Genomic DNA, 18,160 nt, shown 5'->3' on the forward strand with positions numbered 1-18,160 from the left:
TTATACTTCAGGCTATTCCGCGGCGGCCATGCGGTCGCGGCCTACCGGATGGGTAAGGCGGGACAGCATTTCCTTCGGCACCACCTGCCAGAAGCGGGGCAGCTCGCGGTCCCAGTCGGCCAGCAGGGATTCCGCCCAGGCCGAGCCGGTGACGGCGGCGTGCTCCTGCACCAGGGCCTTCAGCACACCTTCCCAATGGGGCGTCTCGGGCCGTTGCCAGATGACGCTTTCCGGGTTGACCCGCCGCGCGAAGCTTTCGTCGGAATCGTAGACGAAGGCCATGCCGCCGGTCATGCCGGCGGCGAAGTTGGCGCCCACCGGTCCCAGGATCACGGCGGTGCCGCCGGTCATGTACTCGCAGCCGTTGGAGCCGCAGCCCTCGATCACCGTCTCGGCGCCCGAATTGCGGACGGCGAAGCGCTCGCCCGCCTGGCCGGCGGCGAACAGCTTGCCCGCCGTGGCGCCGTACAGCACGGTGTTGCCGATGATGGTGTTCTGGTTGCTCTTCAGCGCCGAGGCCACCGGCGGCCGCACGATGATGGTGCCGCCCGACAGGCCCTTGCCCACGTAGTCGTTGGAATCGCCGAACACTTCCAGCGTCAGGCCCTGCACCGCGAAGGCGCCGAGGCTTTGGCCCGCCGAGCCGCGCAACCGCACGGTGACGTGACCGGGCTCGAGGCCCGTCATGCCGTGGCGCTTGAAAATCTTGTGGCTGAGCTTGGTGCCGATGGCGCGCTGGACGTTGCGCACGTTGTAGTCCAACTGCATCTTCTCGCCATCTTCCAGGGCGGGCTTGGCGTCGATGATCATCTGGGCGTCCAGGGTCTCGGGGACCTCCTGGGTCTTGTCCTCGACGCAATAGCGGGGGAAGCCGCCGGTGTCGGCCTGGGCCAGCAGCGGGTTCAGGTCCAGGTCGTCCAGATGGCTGGCGCCCCGGCTGACCTGATGCAGCATGTCGGCGCGGCCGATGATCTCGGACAGCGAGCGCACACCCAAGGAGGCGAGGATTTCGCGCACCTCCTCGGCGATGAAGCTGAACAGGTTGACCACCTTCTCCGGCGAACCGGTGAACTTCTCGCGCAAGGACAGGTCCTGGGTGCACACCCCCACCGGGCAGGTGTTGGAGTGGCACTGACGGACCATGATGCAGCCCATGGCCACCAGGGACGAGGTGCCGATGCCGAATTCCTCGGCGCCCAGCATGGCGGCGATGACGATGTCGCGGCCGGTCTTCAGGCCGCCGTCGGTGCGCAGCTTGACGCGGTGGCGCAGGCGGTTGAGCGTCAGCACCTGATGGGCCTCGGACAGGCCCAGTTCCCAGGGCAGCCCGGCGAACTTGATGGAGGTCTGAGGCGACGCGCCGGTGCCGCCCACATGGCCGGAGACCAGGATGGTATCGGCCTTGGCCTTGGCGACGCCGGCCGCCACCGTGCCGATGCCGGAGCGCGACACCAGCTTCACCGTGACGCGGGCGTGCGGGTTGATCTGCTTCAGGTCGTAGATCAACTGGGCCAGGTCTTCGATGGAATAGATGTCGTGGTGGGGCGGCGGGCTGATCAGCATGACGCCCGGCGTGGCGTGGCGCAGCTTGGCGATCTCCACCGTCACCTTGAAGCCGGGCAACTGGCCGCCCTCGCCGGGCTTGGCGCCCTGGGCCACCTTGATCTCGATCTCGCGGCACATGTTCAGGTATTCGGCGGTGACGCCGAAGCGGCCCGAGGCGATCTGCTTGACCGCCGAATTGGCGTTGTCGCCGTTGGGGCGCGGGCGATAGCGCTCGCGGTCCTCGCCGCCCTCGCCCGACACCGACTTGGCGCCGATGCGGTTCATGGCGATGTTCAGCGTGCCGTGGGCCTCGGGCGACAGCGCCCCCAGGCTCATGCCGGGGGTCAGGAAGCGCTTCCTGATCTCGGTGATGCTTTCCACCTCGTCCAGGCTGACCGGGGCACCGGCCGGCTTCAGGTCGAGGAGGTCGCGGATGGTGATGGGCGGAAGCCTCCGCATGCCGTCCGAGTACTTCTTGTAGGTGGCGTAGGAATCGCTGGCTACCGCCATCTGCAGCAGGTGGATCAGGCTGCCGTCGAAGGAATGGGCCTCGGAGCCGCGCCGCATGCGGTAGAAGCCGCCGATGGGCAGGGCAGGGGCCGGGCCGGCAAAGCCGGTGGCGTGCTGCTCGACGCTCTTCTTCTGGATGCCGGCCAGACCGATGCCGGAGATGCGGCTGGTCATGCCGGGGAAGAACTCGGCCACCAGGGTGCGCGACAGGCCCACCGCCTCGAAATTGTAGCCGCCGCGATAGGAACTGACGATGGAGATGCCCATCTTGGCCATGATCTTCAAAAGACCCTGGTCCAGGGCGTACTTGTAGCGCCGCACGCATTCCTCGAGCGCCATGGAGCCGAACAGGCCCCGGCGCTGGCGGTCGGCGATGGCCTCCTGGGCCAGATAGGCGTTGACCGTGGTGGCGCCCACGCCGATCAGCACGGCGAAGTAGTGCACGTCCAGGCACTCGCCCGAGCGCACGTTGAGCGAGGTCCAGGTGCGCAAGGACAGGCGCACCAGATGGGAGTGCACACCACCGGCCGCCAGGATCATGGGGATGGCGGCGCGGGTTTCGCCGATGCCCTCGTCGGTGAGGATCAGATGGGTACAGCCGCCCCTGACCGCCTCTTCCGATTCGCGCCGCACGCGGGCCAGGGCATCGCGGAGCGCCTCGACCCCACCCTTGGGGTCGAAGGTGCAGTCGATGGAGGCCGCCGCCTCGCCCATGTACTTGCGCATGGCGGCGAACTCGGCGTTGGACAGCACCGGGCTTTCCAGTTGCAGCAGGTCGCACTGGCTCTCATCCTCGTCGAGGATGTTGCCCAGGTTGCCGAGACGGGTGCGCAGGCTCATCACCCTTGATTCGCGCAAGCTGTCGATGGGCGGATTGGTCACCTGACTGAAGTTCTGCTTGAAGAAGTGGTGCAGGCCGCGATAGCCGGCCGACAGCACCGCCAGCGGCGTATCGTCGCCCATGGAGCCGATGGCTTCCTTGGCGTCCTCGACCATGGGGTGGAGGATCAGCTCCATGTCTTCCATGGTCATACCATAGGCCGCCTGACGGCGGCGCAATTCATCCGAGGAGAGTTCCGCCGGTTCGGGCGCCCCGGTCTTGACCAGGGAGTCCAGTTCGGTGATGCGCTTGACCCAGGCCGAGTAGTTGCGGCGCGAGGACAGCAGGTCCTTGATCTCCGCGTCGCGGTAGAACTTGCCGGCGTCCAGGTCGATGGCGATGCTTTGGCCCGGTCCGACGCGGCCCTTTTCCACCACGTCGCAATCCTTGACCTTTACCATGCCGGTCTCGGAGCCGAGGATCAGCAGGCCGGTTCGGGTGATGGTGAAGCGCATGGGGCGGAGCCCATTGCGGTCGACGCCCGCCACCGCCCACTGGCCGTCGGTGGCGCAGATGGCGGCGGGGCCGTCCCACGGCTCGATCACCGAGTTGCAATAGCCGAAGAAGGTGCGATGCGCCTCGGGCATCAGGGCGTTGGACCCCAGGCTCTCGGGGATCAGCATCTGCTTGACCAGCGGCGCCGGGCGCCCGGCGCGGCACATCACCTCGAAGACGTTGTCGAGCGCGGCCGAATCCGAGCCGCCCGGCTGGACGATGGGCTTCAAGTCGTCCATGGCTTGCCCGAACACCTCGTGTTCCATGCGCGGCTCGTGGGCCTTCATCCAGTTGATGTTGCCGGTCAGCGTGTTGATCTCGCCGTTATGGGCGAGCATGCGGAACGGCTGGGCCAGACGCCAGGTGGGGAAGGTGTTGGTGGAATAGCGCTGGTGATAGATGGCGAAGCGCGACACGAAGCGCTTGTCCAGCAGATCGGGATAGAAGCTGGTCAACTGCTCGGCCAGGAACATGCCCTTGTAGATGATGGAGCGGCACGACAGCGAGCAGATGTAGAAGTCGTTGATGTGGCTGCCCAGCACCCGCTTCTCGATGCGGCGGCGGATGACGAACAGGTCGGCCTCGAACCGCTCCTCGCTGGTGCCCAGCGTGTTGGCGATCATGATCTGCTCGATCTCGGGCCGGGTGGCGTTGGCCTTCTCGCCGATGATCGACACGTCCACCGGCACCTGACGCCAGCCGTAAATGGAATAGCCGAAGTTCAGGATTTCGGTCTCGACGATGCAGCGGCAGCTTTCCTGGGCGCCCAGATCGGTCTTGGGCAGGAACACCATGCCGACGGCCAGCCGTCCGGCGGCCACCGCGTGCCCGGAATTGGCCACGTGCTCCTTGAAGAAATCCTGGGGGATTTCAACGTGGATGCCGGCACCGTCGCCGGTCTTGCCGTCGGCGTCCACCGCGCCGCGATGGAACAGCACCGACAGCGCCTGGATGCCGGCTTCCACCACGTCGCGCCGGGGCTTGCCGTCCAGCGCCGCCACCATGCCGACGCCGCAGGCGTCATGCGGGCGGGTGTCGATGCCGGCGGATTCCAGGATCTCCTGGTTGGCGAGGTATTGGGAGACGAAATCGGACATGGTGTTCTCCTTGGCCCCGGTGGGCCTGTCCCAAGCGGTGTTTTCACCACGAAGGCACGAAGACACGAAGAAAAGAGGAGGAAATTCTTTCTTCTTAATCCTTCGCGCCTTCGTGCCTTCGTGGTTAATCCTGATCTACTCGGCCGCCTGGGCGGACTTGGCACTGACATAGCGGTGGATGGACTCGGCGGCGTCGCGGCCGTCCTTGATGGCCCAGACCACCAGCGAGGCGCCGCGCACGATGTCGCCGGCGCCGAACACGCCGTCCAGGCTGGTCATCAGGCCGGCATCGGTCTCGACGGTGCCCCATTTGGAGACCTTGAGATCGGGGGCGCCGAACAGGACGGGCACGTCCTCGGGATCGAAGCCGAGCGCCGCGATGACCATGTCGGCGGGCAGCGTGAAGCCCGAGCCCTCGATCACCACCGGGCTCTGACGGCCCGAGGCGTCGGGCATGCCCAGATGCATGCGCACGGCCTTGACGCCCTCGGCCTGCTTGGCGCCGGCGATGGCTTCGGGGGCGGCCATCCACACGAACTCGACGCCTTCCTCCTCGGCATGGGCCACCTCGCGCTTGGAGCCGGGCATGTTGGCCCGGTCCCGGCGATAGAGGCACTTCACCGACTTGGCGCCCTGACGGATGGCGGTGCGCACGCAGTCCATGGCGGTGTCGCCGCCGCCGATGACCACCACGTTCTTGCCCTTGGCGTTCAGGTCACCCACCGTCTCGCCCAGATCGCGGCGGTTCTGGGCGATCAGGTAGTCCAGCGCGGCGTGCACGCCGGGCAGGTCCGAGCCGGTGATGCCCAGCGGCTTGGCCTTATAAACACCGGTGGCGATCAGCACCGCGTCGTGGCGGGAACGCAACTCGGCGAAGGAGACGGTCTTGCCGATCTCCACGCCGGTCTCGAACACGATGCCCGATTCGGCCAGCAGGCGGATGCGGCGCTCCACCACGTACTTTTCCAGCTTGAAGCCGGGAATGCCGTAGATCAGCAGGCCGCCCATGCGGTCGTGGCGGTCATAGACGGTGACGGCATGGCCCTTGCGGCGCAGTGCCTCGGCCGCCGCCAGACCGGCGGGACCGCCGCCGACGACGCCCACCGAGCGCCCCGATTCGGCGCCGGGCAGCACCGGCTTGACCCAGCCCTCGGCGAAGGCGGTTTCGGTGATGTGCTTCTCCACCGCGCCGATGGTGACGTTGCCGTGAAGGGATTGCTCCAGGACGCAATTGCCCTCGCACAGGCGGTCCTGGGGGCAGATGCGGCCGCAAATCTCGGGGAAGGTGTTGGTGGCCGAGGAAACGGCATAGGCCTCCTCCATCCGGTCCCCCGCCACCAGCATCAGCCAGTCGGGGACGTTGTTGCCCAGCGGGCAGTGGATGGAGCAGAAGGGGATGCCGCACTGCTCGCAGCGCGAGGCCTGCTCGCCGGCCGCCGGAGCCGTGAAGGCGGTGCTGATCTCGCCGAAATCCTTGCGGCGTTCGGCGGCGCCGCGCTTGTCGGGCTGGCGCTGATGGAGGTGGGTGAACTGCAGCATCTTGCGGGGCATGGCGAATCCTCGAACCCTGGGGGCGGCGAAAAAATACGTCAGAAAGCGTGACCAATCAACGGAAATCGCACGAATGGGTAAGCTATGCTGACGTAAATATGGGCTGGACTGGCTTTGGTTGAATTTGTCCACATAAGGCTGGGGTGTTGGCTGGATATATAGTCCCATTCCGGTCCTTTCCGATTCCCTTCCGACTCGTCGGGCTCGGTGCTATAAGAGGGCAGCCGTTTACGGGGGGCACCCAAGTGACGTTCCTGGAAGTCCTGGTCGTGGCCCTGATTCAGGGGCTGGGAGAGGTGTTGCCTCTCGGTGCTGCTGGTTATCTGGCGGCGCTGCCCAATCTGGCCGCCACGTCCGAGGGACGGGCGGCGCTGTCGGTGGCGGCCCATGCCGGCACCCTGCTGGCCCTGATGATCTATTTCTGGCGCGACGTGCTGGCCATGAGCGTCGGCCTGTGGCGGCTGGCCAAGGGCAAGCCCGATTACGGCTCGCATCTTCTGCTGCACGTGCTGGCCGGGACCATTCCCGCCGCCATCGCCGGCTGGCTGCTATTGGAGCGCTCCCACTCCCTGGTGGGGCAGACAGGCGCGGCCGTCATTCTCATCGTCGGCGGGGTGCTGCTGTGGGGCTGCGACAAGCTGGGCGTCACGGTGCGCCGGGTGGAGCACATGGGTTTTTTCAGCGCCGTCGGCCTGGGCGTCCTGCAGATTCTATCCCTGGTGCCCGGCGTGTCGCGTACCGGAATCATCATCACCGCCGCCCGTCTGCTGGGCTGGGAACGTCAGGCGGCCGTGCGCTTTTCCATGCTGCTGGCCATGCCGCTGGTGCTGGGACACGGCATCAAGACCTTCTGGGGGCTGGCCCACCAGTCTCATCTGGTGCTGTCCGCCGACCTGCTGATGGCGGCCGCCGTCGCCGGACTGGCCTCGCTGCTGGGGCTGGCGGGCATGATGGCCTGGGTGGAGCGCAACACCTTCACCCCCTTCGCCGTGGTCCGTATCGGCTTCGGGCTGGCGGTTCTGGGGCTGGTGTTCTTCGGCTGATCCGTGTCTATGAACAAGCCTACCGTCCGAAAATCCCCTTGAGCAGGTCGTCGATGGCGCCGCCGATGCCGCGCGCCGCGTCGCCGGCCGCCTGGGCGGCGCCGGCCACGAAGTCTCCGACGCTTTCGGCCGCGCCGGGCTCGGCGGGAACCTCCGGGGTGCGCAAGGGCCGGGCGGGCAGGCCGCGATGGGCGGCCACCATCACCTGCTTCCACAACTGGGCGGGCAGACCGCCGCCGGTGACCTTCTTCATCTCGATGCGGTAATCGTCGTTGCCCATCCACACGCCGGCCACGTAATCGGCGGTGAAGCCCATGAACCAGGCGTCGCGGTAGTCCTGGGTGGTGCCGGTCTTGCCCGCCGCCGGGCGATCCAGCCGGGCGGCCTTGCCCGAGCCTTGGGTGATGACGGCGCCCATCATGTCGTGCATGCGCGACAGTGCCACCGGCGACACCACCTGACCAAAGCCGCCGCCCTGGCGCTGATAGAGCACCTTGCCGGCGGGGTCGGTGATGTGGGAGACGCCGAAGGCGCCGACCCCGAAGCCGCCATTGGCCAGGGCGGCATAGGCGGTGGTCATCTCCAGCAGCGACACCTCGCTGGTGCCCAGAGCCAGGGTGGCGTCGTTCCTGAGGTCCGAGGTGATGCCTAGGCGCCGCGCCGTGGCGATCACCCGGGCGGGACCCACTTCCTCCACCAGCCGCACGGCGACGGTATTGACCGATTCGGCCAGGGCCTGGCGCAGCGGGATGGGGCCGAGATACTTGCCGGTGTAATTGCCGGGGCTCCAGTTGCCCAGGCGGACGGGCTTGTCTTCGAAGATGTCGTCGGGGGTGTGGCCCATCTCCATGGCGGTCAGGTAGACGAAGGGCTTGAACGATGAACCGGGTTGGCGCAGTCCCTGGGTGGCGCGGTTGAACTGGCTGTCGTCGTAATCCTTGCCGCCGGTCAGCGCCCGGACGGCGCCGTCCGGGCTCATCACCACCACGGCACCCTGGGTGGCGTGGGCCTTGGCGCCGGGGCCGGTGATCATGGCCTTGAGATCGGCCTCCACCTTGCGCTGCAGGCTGATGTCGAGCGTGGTGTGGACGATGATGTCCTTGCCGGCCACCTCGCCGAACTGGTCCAGATTGCCCATCACCCAGTCGGCGAAATAGCGCCCGGCGGGGATGGGGCGGCGCACCAGTTGGGCGGCGCCGGTCACCTGGACGGTGTCGGCGGTCTTCTGGTCGATGTAGCCGGCCTTGACCATGTTGTCCAACACGTCGGCGGTGCGCTTGCGCGACGCCTCGGGGTCGTTCAAGGGCGAATAGCGCGACGGTGCCTTCAGCAGGCCGGCCAGGACGGCGGCCTGATAGACGTCGACCTTGCGGGCCGAGACGTCGAAATAGCGCTTGGCGGCGGCGTCCACCCCGAAGGTGCCCGAGCCCAGATAGACCCGGTTGAGGTAGAGCCCGAGGATCTGCTCCTTGGAAAAGCGCTTTTCCAGCCACAGCGCCATCAGTACCTCCTGCACCTTGCGCTTCATGGTGCGGTCGGGGGTGAGGAACAGGTTCTTGGCCAATTGCTGGGTGATGGTCGAGCCGCCCTGCACCGTGTGCCCGGCCCGCAGGTTGACGAACAGGGCGCGCGCCAGGCCGATGGGGTCGACGCCCCAATGGCTGTAGAAGCGGCGGTCCTCGGTGGCCAGCACCGCCTGGGCGATGAAGGGCGACATCTCGCCGAGGTCCAGCGGTTCGCCGTAGAGGTCGCCATAGGCGGCGAAGACCTCGCCCTCCACCGACTGGAACACCGCGCTGGGCCGCCGGGTCTGGGCGGTCATGCGGTCGATGTCGGGCAGGTCCAGGGCGTAATAGGCCACCACGCCGCCCAGGCCGATACCGGCCCAGATGGCCAGCGTCAGGCCCCACAGCAGCAGGCGCTTCACCCATTTCCGGCCGCCGCCGCCGCCACTCTTTTTCGGCGCCCGGGGCTTGCGCGGTTCCTTGGGCTGGCGCGCCTTCTTGGGGAAAGACGGCGGCGGCTCGTGGCCGCCCGATCCGCCGCTGCCGCTGGGCAACAGCCGGTCGGCGGGGTCGATGGAGAGCTTGAAGGGGTTGCCGGCGCCCTTGGGGCGCGAGGGAGGAACTGCCATGGCGCCTTCTACCACGAGGCGGGGGCCGCTCGGAACTGGCAACATCCGTTCATTGGATGTAGAGTCCCAGCGGAATGTTCAACGAGGACCGAACCATGGAAACCCTGTCGATTGCCGTCCCGCCCGAACTGAAGCTGCGCCTCGAGGCGCTGGCCGCCGAGACCGGGCAGACGGTGGGGGAATGCCTGGCCGTCGCGGTCAAGGAATACGTCGAGAACTGGGAAACCCATCTCTCCGACGTGCACCAGATCGACGAGCACGAAGCCCGTGCCGTGCTGAAGGCCGCGGTCAACGAATAACGCCATCGGCATCGTCCCCCAACGCAAAACGCCGCCCGGACCGGGCGGCGTTTTCGTTTGTGGGCCGCAATTGCGGCCAAATTAGGGATCACTCGCCCGCCGTCCCCGCCGCAGCGGGGAGCGGCAAGGCCCTATTCACCGGTGGCGATGCGCTCCACAAGCTGCTTCACGGTCGGGATGAAGCCGTTCTTGTAGTAAGGGTCGGCCCCGAAACGGTAGGCGTTGTGGCCGGCGAACATCAGCTCGTTCTCGACGTCGCCGCCGTGACCGATGTTCTGCAAGGTCTTCTGGATACAGAAGCTGCGCGGATCGGCCTTCTTGCCGGTGGTGCCTGCCTCGTTCTGGGCCCAGTTGGAGAACATGCACTGGGACAGGCAGCCCATGCACTTGACCTGATCGACGCGGATTTCCTCGGCCTTGTCCGGGGTGACGAAGATCAGGGTCGAATCGGGGGTGCGGAGCGCCTCGGTGAAGCCCTCGTTCATCCAGCCCAGCGCGCGGTCACGGTCATGGGGGGTGACCCAGACGATACGCTTGCGCGCGCCGATGGGCAGCTCGGCCTCGTGGTCGCCGACGCACTCGCTGGAATAGGGAATCTGGTGGTCCAGGCGCTGGCACAGCTCATTGATGAAGTCGTTCTTCACCGCCGAGGAGTAGAAGCCGGTCGGGCTGAAATGGTGCAGCAGCACGTCGCCGGGCTTGAGCGTCAGCAGACGCTGCTTCCAGGCGTCGGAGATGGGGCTTTCCTGGGTCAGCAGCGGACGGGTGCCGTACTGGAAGGCGATGGGGCCCAGCTCGGGATTGCCGATCCAGTCCTCCCACTCCTTCAGCCACCAGACGCCGCCGGCCATGAAGATCGGCACGTTGCCCAGGCCGCACTCGGCCATGGTCTTGCGCAGTTCGGCGACGCGGCCATAGGGGGGCTCGGGCTTCCTCGGGTCCTCGGAATTGGACAGGCCGTTATGGCCGCCGGCCAGCCACGGGTCCTCGTAGACCACGCCGCCCAGCAACTGGCCGTACTTGTGGTAGGCGCGCTTCCACAGCGCGCGGAAGGCGCGGGCCGACGACACGATGGGGTAGTAATAGACGTTGTAGCGCGCCGCGATCTCGGCGACGCGGTACGGCATGCCGGCGCCGCAGGTCACGCCGTGGATCAGGCCCTTGGCCCCATCCAGCACGCCTTCGAGAATCTGCTCGGCACCGCCCATCTCCCACAGCACGTTCATGTGGATGCGGCCATTGCCGCCGGCGATGTCGTGAGCGATGCGGGCCTGGGCGATGCCGCCCCGGATGCCGTAGGCGATCAGCTCGTGGTGTTTTTCGGTCCTGGTCTTGCCGTGATAGACCATGTCGATGCGCTCGCCGTTCTCGTCGTAGAGATCGGCATTGACCCCGGAGAAGGTGGCGACGCCGCCGGCAGCCGCCCAGGCGCCGGAGCTTTCGCCGTTGGAGACGTTGATCCCCTTGCCACCCTCGACCAGGGGCAGGACCTCGCGACCGGAAATCAGAATAGGATCGAGCGGTTTCACGTCAGGGGTAACTCCTCGGATAGCAACGGCAGGCTCTCCCACGCCTGCCGATGACGGCACATATATAGCCCTTTGCCGTTATGCGCCACAGTGACGTTACGAACTCATGACGAATGAGGATAATCGCTGAATATGGCGGCCACGCCCCATTCCCGCAGCAAGGCGGCCCGTACCGGATCGTTGACGGTGTAGGTCCGCACGGCAAGCCCGGCGGCACGGGCGTTTGCCACCTGTCCGGCTTCGAGAAAACGGTGGTCCAGGTGCAGGGCGGAGGCGTCCAGCCGCCGGGCCTGACCCAGCCAGTCGGCGGGCAGGCGCTCGGCCAGCAGGCCGCGCGGCCAATGGGGCGCCGCCCGTCGCGCGGCCTCCAGGCAGGCGGAATGGAAGCTTGAAACCACCGGCGGCGGCGCCCCATCCGGCCAAAGGCCGAGCGCCAGCGCCAGGGCGGCCTCGGCGGTGGCCGTCTCGCGGCCGGGATCGGGCTTGATCTCCATGTTCACCGCCAGCCCCAGTTCCAGACACAGGCGCAGCACCTGCTCCAGGCTGGGGACTTTTTCGGCGGCGAAGGCGGGGGCGAACCATGACCCGGCATCCAGCCCGGCGATCGCCGCCCAGTGGTGATCCGCCACCGGGCCGGCGCCGGTGGTGGTGCGCTCCAGGGTGTCGTCGTGAAAAACCAGCGGCACGCCGTCACGGGACAGGCGGACGTCGAACTCGACCATGGAAAGGCCATGGGCGGCGGCGGTGCGGAATGATGCCGGAGTATTCTCCGGTGCCAGCCCGGCCAGGCCGCGATGGCCGATCAGGATCATCCCAGCAGGCGTCGCACCGCGTCCAGGACCTGCTCCACCGTAATGGCGCGCATGCAGGCGGGGTCGGTGCAGGCGGTGCTGCGGTGGTTCATGGCCGAGACGCAGGGCGAACAGGCCAGCCGGGCGGTGAGGAACTCGGCCTTTTCATTGAGGGCGCCGTAAAGGGCGGGCGTCTCGGGGCCGAACAGCACCAGGGTGGGCAGACCCACCGGCGCGGCGAAGTGGGCCGGGCCGGAATCGTTGGTGACCATGGCCTGGGACAGGGCATAGAGGGGGATCAGATCCTCCATGCGGGTGAAGCCGGCCAGATTGCAGGCGCGATCAGAGCCGGTGGCGTCGACCAGAATCTGGGCCTCCGCCTTCTCCGAGGCCACGCCGGTGACGATGATGGCGAGGCTCTCATCCTCGAGCAGGCGCCGGGCCACCTCGGTATAGCGGTCGTAGGGCCAGCGGCGCAGCGGCATCAGTTCGCTGCTGTTGGGATTGAGGATCACCCAGCGCTTGACGTCCTTCAGCACCGGATAGGCCTGGAACAGCCGGGCCTTGAAGGCGTCCAGCGCTTCCGGGGACGGCGCCACCGGGGCGAGGCGGACATCCTCGTCGCTGAAGGCCGCCTTGCCGTGGGGCGTGGTGCCTTCGGGCTCGGTCAGAGCGTGGACCAGGGCCATGAAGCTTTTGGCGATGTGCTGGTGCGGGTTGTAGCCGACCCGGTGGGTCAGCAGTTCGCCGCGATACAGCCCCTCGGTATGGAAGCGGTGAAAGCCCACCCGCTTGGGCGCCCCGGACAGGAAGGTCAGCAGCGCCGAGAAGCGCGAGAACATCTCCATGTCGATGGCGGCCATCAGGTCCAGCGAGCGCATGGTGCGGATCATGCGCAACGTGTCGACCACCAGGGTGACCAGGTTGTCGACGCGGATGGTCAGCATGTTCTCGCGGGGGATGGTGCCCATGATGTCCAGGCTGGGGCGGTTCTTGGCGAAGATCAGGAAGTAGACCCTGGCGTCGGGAAACAGCGCCCCGGCGCGCTTCAGCGCGGCGTCGGCGATCACCGCGCTGCCCATCTCGGACAATTCGATGAACAGGATGTTCTTGGCCGCCGAAGGCACGGGCGGGCTGAAGAAACAGCGGATTCGCCAGTAAAGGGTCATCAGGAAAGCGAGGGGCACCCCCGCCCAGAAATCGATCTGCCGCATCCTGTCGACGTTCACGACCGCCTCACTTGTTCTCGAAGGCGCCCGAGCCATAGGACTCGGCCAGCCAGATTTCGTAATGATCCACGACCTTGCCGCCCCAGCCCCGGTCCACGGTGCCGAGCAGCGTCAGGCTGCGGAAGGACTTGCGCATGTCCTGGACCGCGTGGAACCCGTCCTTGATCACGTAGATGCCGTCCCGTCCCGGCAGGGTCGCCGCGTCCCGCGCATCATACGAAGGAATTCGGGGAAAGCCAGCCGAACCGGTCAGGAAGACGATGGGGTGGCCGGGCAGGTAATAGGTCAGCAGACCGGCCACCTCGTGCTTGGTGGTAAAGATGAAGGCGTCGGGACGTCTGGCCCTTTCGGCTTCCACGGCGCGGGCCAGCTTGTCCCACTCGCCCAGGCGGCTCATGGGGTCGGACTTGATGGGGATGGGCAGAAGGGCGGTGGCCATCTGCACGTAGGTGGCGGCGACCAGCAGGCCGCCCAGACCGATGGCCGCCACCCAGGCCCGGCGCAGGCCCGGTCCCCAGGAGCGTCCCGCCACCACGACGGCTCCCGCCGTGGCGATGGCGGCGCCCAGATAGGCCGGTCCCGGCCAGTGGGGCTGCACCAGTCCGCCCAGGCTGTGGCGCACGAAGAAGGCCAGCAGCGGCGCCGAGGTGGCGCCCAGCAGGAACCATTCCGGCCGCCGGCCGCGCCAGCCGGCCCACAGCGCCCAGCCCATGCCCCACAGCATGAAGGCGAAGACCAGCGGGGTGACCGTTCCCAACTGGGTGCCGAGGAAGGTGGCGAGGCTCTTCAGCGGATCGCCGACCGGCGCGTCGAAGGAATGGGACAATTGCTTGCGGATGGACACCCATTCGTGCTGGGCGTTCCAGACCAGCACCGGCGCGGTGCAGGCCAGGGCCAGGACGATGGCCGCCCAGAAATGCGGACTTTTCCACCAGCGCCGCGCCTGGGGAAACAGGGCGAACACCGCCAGGATGCCCGGCGCGATCAGCACCATGGTGTATTTGGACGTAAAGCCCAGGCCCAGCGACAGGCCCAGGACGTAGAGCCAGCGCGTCCGCCCGTCGTCCAGCAGGCGGATCACGGCCCACAGGCAGGCCGACCAGAAGACCAGCAGCGGCGAATCCGGGGTGACCAGCACGCCGGCGGCGGCGAACAGGATGGTGGCGTTGAGCAGCGCCAACGCCCACCAGCCGGCCCGGATGTCGCGAAAGGCCAGCCGGGCGGTGTCGAAGGCCAAAAGGGTGACGGCCGCCGCCGCCAGTACGGCCGGCAGGCGGATGGCGGTCTCGGACTCGCCGAACAGGGCGGTGGTGGCGGCCATCCACCAGGCCATCATGGCGGGGTGGTCGTAATAGGACAACTGCAGACGGCGCGACCATAGCCAATAATAGGCCTCGTCGCCCGACAGCAGGGTGCTGCCGGCCAGCCACAGATGCAGCAGCGCGGCCAGGGTCACCAGCCCGGCCAGCAGGGCCGCGTTCCTGGTTCCCATGGCGGGGGGGCGAATGGTCTTGGCGTCGGGTGCCACGCGGGACTCCGGCTGCGTCGAAAAGGGGCGACGGGCCAATACCACGAAATGCCCACCCTCTACCAGTCGCCACCTTGCCGGGCGGCCGGGCGGCCGCTATACCCGAGGGATGATGGATGGAGGAGCCCGCATGTCCCGTTTCAGCTTCGTGAAGTCGTTTGTCGCCGTTTCCGCCGCGTGTCTGGCCCTGGCCGCCTGCAGCGGCGAACCCTCGGAGGCCGATATGAAGGCCGCCGTCGAGCAGACCTTCGGCGGCATGAACGAACAACTGGGCGATGTCGGCAAGCTGATCGGCAAGGACCTGTCGACCAAGGTCAAGAGCTTCAAGAAGCTGGCCTGCGCCGAAGCCAAGGGCAATCCCGGCTTCGTCTGCGATTTCGAGATGAGCCTGGACGGCCCCCTCGGCCAGAAGACCGAGAAGGCCTCGGCCCGCTTCGTCAAGGGCGACAAGGGCTGGAGCGTTATGGAGAAGTGACACCGACCTAATTCCGATCGCCGAGTCCACCACGAAGGCCCGAAGGCACGAAGGGAAGAGAAGAGGCCTTCGTGTTTCTTCCCGCCTTCGTGCCTTCGTGGTTCAGCGACCCCTGTCGTTTCCCGCCGAAGGGCGGATAGTGCGTAGGACGGAAGGTCACGCCACCTTCGGCACCGTTTCGGCCAGGATCGCCCGGATTTCCGGCACGCACGAGCCGCAATTGGTTCCGGCCTTCAGCATGGCCCCCACCTCGGCGGCATTGGACAGGCGGTGCTCGTGGATGGCGGCGCGGATGGCCGCCAGACCGACGTTGAAGCAGGCGCACACCGTCTTGTCGCGGCCCCGGTCGCCGCCGGGCGGGGCGCCGGCCACCAGGGTGGCGCGCTCGCCGCCGTCGATGGCGGAGTGGCCGAAGGCGGTGGCCACCCAGTCGGGTGAGAAGTCTGTGGCCCAGGGAAAGACGAACAGCACCGCGTCCAGGCGGCCGTCCACCAGCCGGGCGCCCCGGTAATGGCCGCGGTTGGGGTCGAGGAACTCGATCCACTCGCCGTCGGTGCCCAGCCATTGCTTGGCGGCCGCCGGCCAGTCCTCGCCGGCTTGGCCCGCCAACCGCCAGATGGAATGGGCCCGGCCCGCCGCCTTGGCCCAATAGAACGAGCGGGGCAGTTCCACCGGATTGCGGCTCAGCAGCACGCCGTGCCAGGCGGCGATCAGCTTTTCGACCATCACCGGGGCTTGCTTCAGTTCCGGCTGGCCCGAGACGGGGTCGGTGACGGCGTCGATCAGGCTGCCGACGACCGCGCCCGAGGCGGTGCGGTCGTTCCAGTGGATGGGGGCGAAGACCTCGCCCGGCCGCTGGCCGCCGTCGAGGCAGACCCGCAGAACCACGCTGGCCCGGCGGCCCGAGACCCGGGCCAGTTCGCCATCGGCCAGACCGAAGCGCAGCGCGTCGCGGGGATTGACGAACAGCAGCGGCTCGGGGGCATGGGCGGCCAGCCGGACCGAGCGGCCGGTGCGCGTCATGGTGTGCCACTGGTCGCGCATGCGCCCGGTGTTGAGAAGCAGGGGGAAGGCCTTGTCGGTGGCCCGTACCGGCGGGCGGGGTGTGATGTCGAGCAGGCGGGCCTTGCCGTCGGGGTGATAGAAGCGGCCGTCGGCGAACAGCCGCGCCGTGCCCCGGCCGGGGGCGCGCACCGGCCACTGGATGGGCTCCATGGCCTCGTAATCGGCCCCCACCAGACCCGACAGGTCCAGGTCGCGGCTGCCCCCGTTTTCGAAGGCGGTGAGGCGGCAGAACTCGTCGAGGATGGCCCCCGTGCCGGTCCAGGCGAAAGCCTCGCCGAAGCCCATGCGGCGTGCCACCTGGGCGATGATCCACCAATCGCCCCTGGCGTCGCCCGGGGCGGGCAGGAAGGGTCGCTGGCGCGAGATGCGGCGTTCGGAATTGGTGACGGTCCCCGTCTTCTCGCCCCAGGCCAGGGCCGGCAGGCGTACATGGGCGAACTGGGCCGAATCGGTGTCGGCCTCGCATTCCGAGATGACCACGAAGGGGCAGGCCGCCATGGCGGCGCGCACGCAATCGGCCTCGGGCAGGCTGACCGCCGGATTGGTGGCCATCACCCACAGCGCCTTGATCTTGCCGTCGGCCACGGCGCGGAACAGGTCCACCGCCTTGAGGCCCGGCCTGGCCGCCACCCGGGCGGAGTTCCAGAAGCGCCCCACCCGGTCCACGCTGGCCTCGTCGAAGCCCATGTGGGCGGCCAGCATGTTGGCGAGGCCGCCGACCTCGCGCCCGCCCATGGCGTTGGGCTGGCCGGTCAGCGAGAACGGCCCCATGCCGGGGCGGCCGATACGCCCGGTGTGGAGGTGGCAGTTGATGATGGCGTCGACCTTGTCGGTGCCCGACGAGGACTGGTTGATGCCCTGGGACCAGACGGTGACGGTCTTTTCCGTGTCGGCGAACCACGAGAAGAAGCTGACGATCTTTTCCGGCGGCACGCCCACGTCCACCTCGGTCTTCTCGCCTCTGAGGTGGGCGAGCAGGCCGTTGAACAGGATGGCGTCGCTGCCCGGCCGGATGGCCAGATGCAGATCGGCGCATTCGGCGGTGGCGGTGCGGCGCGGATCGATGACCACGATGCGCATGTCGGGCCGCTTGGTCTTGGCGGCCAGCAGGCGCTGGAAGGCCACCGGGTGGCACCATGCGGTGTTGGAGCCGACCAGCACCACCAGATCGGCCAGGTCCAGATCCTCGTAGCAACCGGGCACGGTGTCGGAGCCGAAGGCCCGCATGTGCCCGGCCACGGTGGAGGACATGCACAGCCGGGAATTGGTGTCGATATTGGCCGAGCCGATGAAGCCCTTCATCAGCTTGTTGGCGGCGTAGTAATCCTCGGTCAGCAACTGGCCCGAGACGTAGAAGGCCACGGAATCCGGGCCGTGCTCGGCGATGGCGGCGGAGAAGCGCTGGGCCACCAGATCGAGCGCCGGTTCCCAGTCCACCCGCTCGCCGCCGATCTCGGGATGGAGCAGCCGGCCGTCAAGGCCGATGGTCTCGGCCAGGGTGGAGCCCTTGACGCACAGGCGGCCGAAATTGGCCGGATGTTCGGGATCGCCCCGCACCACCCATTCCCCGGACGCGTCCCGGCGCTCGGCGATGACGCCGCAGCCGACGCCGCAATAGGGGCAGGTGGTGCGGACGGTCTCGGACATCGTGTCAGCCATGGGCCACCTTTTTCGCGAATTCCAGCTTCAGCCATACCTGCCCGTCGGCCACCTTGGATTCCACCGGGCGGGTACAGCCCTCGTCGGGAGCGGTGGCTTCGCCGGTTTCCAGGTCGATGGTCCAGGAATGCAGGGGGCACACCACCACACGACCGGTGACGATGCCCTCCGACAGCGGTCCGCCCTTGTGGGGGCAGCGGTTGAACAGGGCGAAGATTTCGTCGCTCGAGGTGCGGAACACCGCGATGTCGCCCTTGGTCGTCTGCACGGTGCGGGCCCCCAGCTTGGGGATGTCGTCCACACGTCCGATCTTGATCCAGTCCTGCATGG

12 protein-coding genes are annotated in these 18,160 nt (G+C 67.6%); 3 read left to right on the top strand and 9 right to left on the bottom strand.

What is annotated here, in order from left to right:
- Positions 1-12 precede the first annotated feature (12 nt).
- Positions 13-4,527, bottom strand: a complete 4,515-nt coding sequence (gene gltB / locus CP958_RS19830) for a glutamate synthase large subunit (RefSeq protein WP_096703919.1) — start codon at positions 4,525-4,527, stop codon at positions 13-15.
- A 135-nt stretch (positions 4,528-4,662) separates the two neighbouring features.
- Positions 4,663-6,078 (bottom strand): NAD(P)-dependent oxidoreductase, encoded by a 1,416-nt coding sequence (locus tag CP958_RS19835; protein WP_096703920.1) that lies wholly within the window; start codon positions 6,076-6,078, stop codon positions 4,663-4,665.
- A 245-nt stretch (positions 6,079-6,323) separates the two neighbouring features.
- On the opposite strand from CP958_RS19835, the gene CP958_RS19840 reads away from it, so the two are divergent.
- The gene (locus CP958_RS19840) at positions 6,324-7,121 is read left to right on the top strand and encodes an undecaprenyl-diphosphate phosphatase (protein ID WP_096703921.1); all 798 of its coding nucleotides are present in this window, start codon (positions 6,324-6,326) and stop codon (positions 7,119-7,121) included.
- Positions 7,122-7,140: 19 nt separating this feature from the next.
- Here the strand turns inward: CP958_RS19840 and CP958_RS19845 are convergent, their stop codons facing one another.
- Positions 7,141-9,255: a PBP1A family penicillin-binding protein gene (locus CP958_RS19845; protein ID WP_096704201.1), complete on the bottom strand. Its 2,115-nt coding sequence runs from the start codon at positions 9,253-9,255 to the stop codon at positions 7,141-7,143.
- A 95-nt stretch (positions 9,256-9,350) separates the two neighbouring features.
- Here CP958_RS19845 and CP958_RS19850 point away from each other — a divergent pair, with 95 nt between their 5' ends.
- Entirely contained in the window at positions 9,351-9,554 is a 204-nt protein-coding gene (locus tag CP958_RS19850) for a ribbon-helix-helix protein, CopG family (protein WP_096704202.1), read from the top strand.
- 131 nt (positions 9,555-9,685) lie between these two features.
- Here CP958_RS19850 and CP958_RS19855 read toward each other — a convergent pair whose 3' ends face one another.
- The 4 genes from CP958_RS19855 to CP958_RS19870 form a co-directional block, all read right to left on the bottom strand.
- Entirely contained in the window at positions 9,686-11,083 is a 1,398-nt protein-coding gene (locus CP958_RS19855) for a nitronate monooxygenase (protein ID WP_096703922.1), read from the bottom strand.
- Between the two features lie 104 nt (positions 11,084-11,187).
- A complete protein-coding gene (gene ugpQ / locus CP958_RS19860; protein ID WP_170959041.1) occupies positions 11,188-11,895 on the bottom strand; it encodes a glycerophosphodiester phosphodiesterase in 708 nt (235 codons plus the stop codon).
- Complete coding sequence (locus tag CP958_RS19865; RefSeq protein WP_242443010.1) at positions 11,892-13,103, bottom strand: glycosyltransferase family 9 protein; 1,212 nt, start codon at positions 13,101-13,103, stop codon at positions 11,892-11,894. The genes ugpQ and CP958_RS19865 overlap by 4 nt, the downstream gene beginning before the upstream one ends.
- A 7-nt stretch (positions 13,104-13,110) precedes the next feature.
- On the bottom strand, positions 13,111-14,631 hold the full coding sequence (locus CP958_RS19870) for a glycosyltransferase family 39 protein (RefSeq protein WP_096703923.1): 1,521 nt from the start codon (positions 14,629-14,631) through the stop codon (positions 13,111-13,113).
- A gap of 130 nt (positions 14,632-14,761) precedes the next feature.
- Here CP958_RS19870 and CP958_RS19875 point away from each other — a divergent pair, with 130 nt between their 5' ends.
- Entirely contained in the window at positions 14,762-15,106 is a 345-nt protein-coding gene (locus CP958_RS19875) for a hypothetical protein (protein ID WP_096703924.1), read from the top strand.
- Between the two features lie 156 nt (positions 15,107-15,262).
- Here the strand turns inward: CP958_RS19875 and CP958_RS19880 are convergent, their stop codons facing one another.
- Together CP958_RS19880 and nirD are read right to left on the bottom strand one after the other, a co-directional pair.
- Positions 15,263-17,830, bottom strand: coding sequence for a nitrate reductase (locus CP958_RS19880; protein ID WP_096703925.1), 2,568 nt, complete (start codon positions 17,828-17,830; stop codon positions 15,263-15,265).
- Positions 17,823-18,158 carry a nitrite reductase small subunit NirD gene (gene nirD / locus CP958_RS19885; RefSeq protein ID WP_096703926.1) on the bottom strand — a complete coding sequence of 112 codons (336 nt, stop codon included), beginning with the start codon at positions 18,156-18,158 and terminating at the stop codon, positions 17,823-17,825. The genes CP958_RS19880 and nirD overlap by 8 nt, the downstream gene beginning before the upstream one ends.
- Positions 18,159-18,160: the final 2 nt, after the last annotated feature.

This window comes from Magnetospirillum sp. 15-1 (assembly GCF_900184795.1).
Lineage (GTDB): Bacteria > Pseudomonadota > Alphaproteobacteria > Rhodospirillales > Magnetospirillaceae > Phaeospirillum.